The sequence below is a fragment of the Streptomyces sp. NPDC015144 genome (assembly GCF_043079735.1).
Lineage (GTDB): Bacteria > Actinomycetota > Actinomycetes > Streptomycetales > Streptomycetaceae > Streptomyces.
Window position 1 is genome coordinate 1 of the sequence record NZ_JBIBUU010000056.1, and the last position, 1,630, is coordinate 1,630.

Consider the following 1,630-nt stretch of genomic DNA (forward strand, 5'->3'; position numbering starts at 1 on the left):
ACATCCTCACCACCAACCACATCGGCATCCACGACAACTTCTTCGACCTCGGCGGCGACTCCATCCTCTCCATCCAAATCGTCTCCCACGCCCGGAAGGAACTCGGCGTCCAGCTCTCGCCGCGGCTCCTCTTCGAGCACCCGACGATCGCCGAGCTCGCCAGGGCCGTCGACCTCGACGATGCGGCGGGTCGTCCGGAGGCGCCGGTCGTGCCGGCGGCCCCACGGAACGGGCTCCTGCCCATGTCGTTCGGCCAGCAGCGGCTGTGGTTCCTGGAGGACTTCAACGAGGGCAGCACCGAATACCACTCGGCGGTCGGCCTGCGGCTGACCGGCCCACTCGACGCGGACGCGCTGCGGGCGGCGGCGGGTGAGCTGGTGGCGCGCCACGAGGCGCTGCGGACGACCTTCGACGTGGTGGAGCGGCAGGGTGTACAGACGGTCCATCCGGTTCTGGAGCCCGAGTGGCGTGTCGAGGAGGCGGCCGACGAAGAGGAGGCGCGCGTACTCGCCCAGCGGGAGCTGGCCCGTCCGTACGACCTGAGGAACGGCCCGCTCGTCCGCGTCCTGCTCGTCCGCCTCGCCGACGACGAGCACATCTGCGTCCTGGGCATGCACCACATCGTCACCGACGGCTGGTCCATGGGCGTCATCGCCCAGGAACTCGGCGAGCTGTACACCGCCCGCGTCCAGAACCGCCCGCACGAACTGCCCGACGTCACCGTCCAGTACCCCGACTTCGCCGCCTGGCAACGCGACCGACTCGAAGACGGCGGCCTCCTCGACCAACAACTCACCTGGTGGCGCGAACAGCTCAAGGGCATCACCCCGCTCGAACTCCCCACCGACCGGCCCCGACCCGCCGCGCGTTCCTCGCGGGGTGCCGTCGTCGGCTTCGAGGTACCGGCCGACATCGTCGACGGGCTCAAGAAGCGGGCCCGGTCCCAGGACGCGACGCTCTTCATGGCTCTGACGGCAGCGGTCAAGGCCCTCTTCACCCGCTACACGGGTGAGCAGGACATCGCCGTCGGCACGGCTTCCGCCGGCCGGGGCGCGGGCGGCCTGGACGGGCTGGTGGGCTTCCTGGTCAACACCGTCGTACTGCGGACGGAAATCGATCCGCAAGCGTCCTTCGACGCCCTGCTCGGGCAGGTGCGGAGGACGGTCCTCGACGCGTTCGCCCACGAGGACGTCCCGTTCGAGCGCCTGGTGGAGGCGGTGCAGCCGGAGCGCGACACCAGCCGCACCCCGCTCGTCCAGGCGATGGTGGTACTGCAGAACGCACCCGGGAGCGGCCCCGGCCTCGGCGACCTGCGCGTCACCGACTACCCGCTGGAGCGGGACACCTCCCTCTTCGACCTCACGATCGAGTTCGAGGAGTACGCGGACGGGCTGAGGGCTCTCGTCGAGTACAGCACCGATCTCTTCGACGAGGAGACCGTCGCGCGCATCGGCGAGCACCTCAACCACCTGCTCGCCGCCGCGGTGGCCGACCCGACCCTGCCCGTCTCCGCACTGCCCCTCCTCGGCGAGGAGGAGTGGGATCGGGTGGTGCGGGAGTGGGCGGTGACCGAGGGCGCCGACCCGTGGCCGGGAACGCTGCACAGCCAGGTCTCGGAACGGGCCGCCGA

Annotated in this window: 1 protein-coding gene; it reads left to right on the top strand. The window is 70.7% G+C overall.

The window, feature by feature from the left end; translation table 11 throughout:
• Window positions 1-1,630: condensation domain-containing protein (locus ACF08W_RS35065; RefSeq protein ID WP_392281773.1), on the top strand; the 1,630-nt coding region annotated here is incomplete at both ends.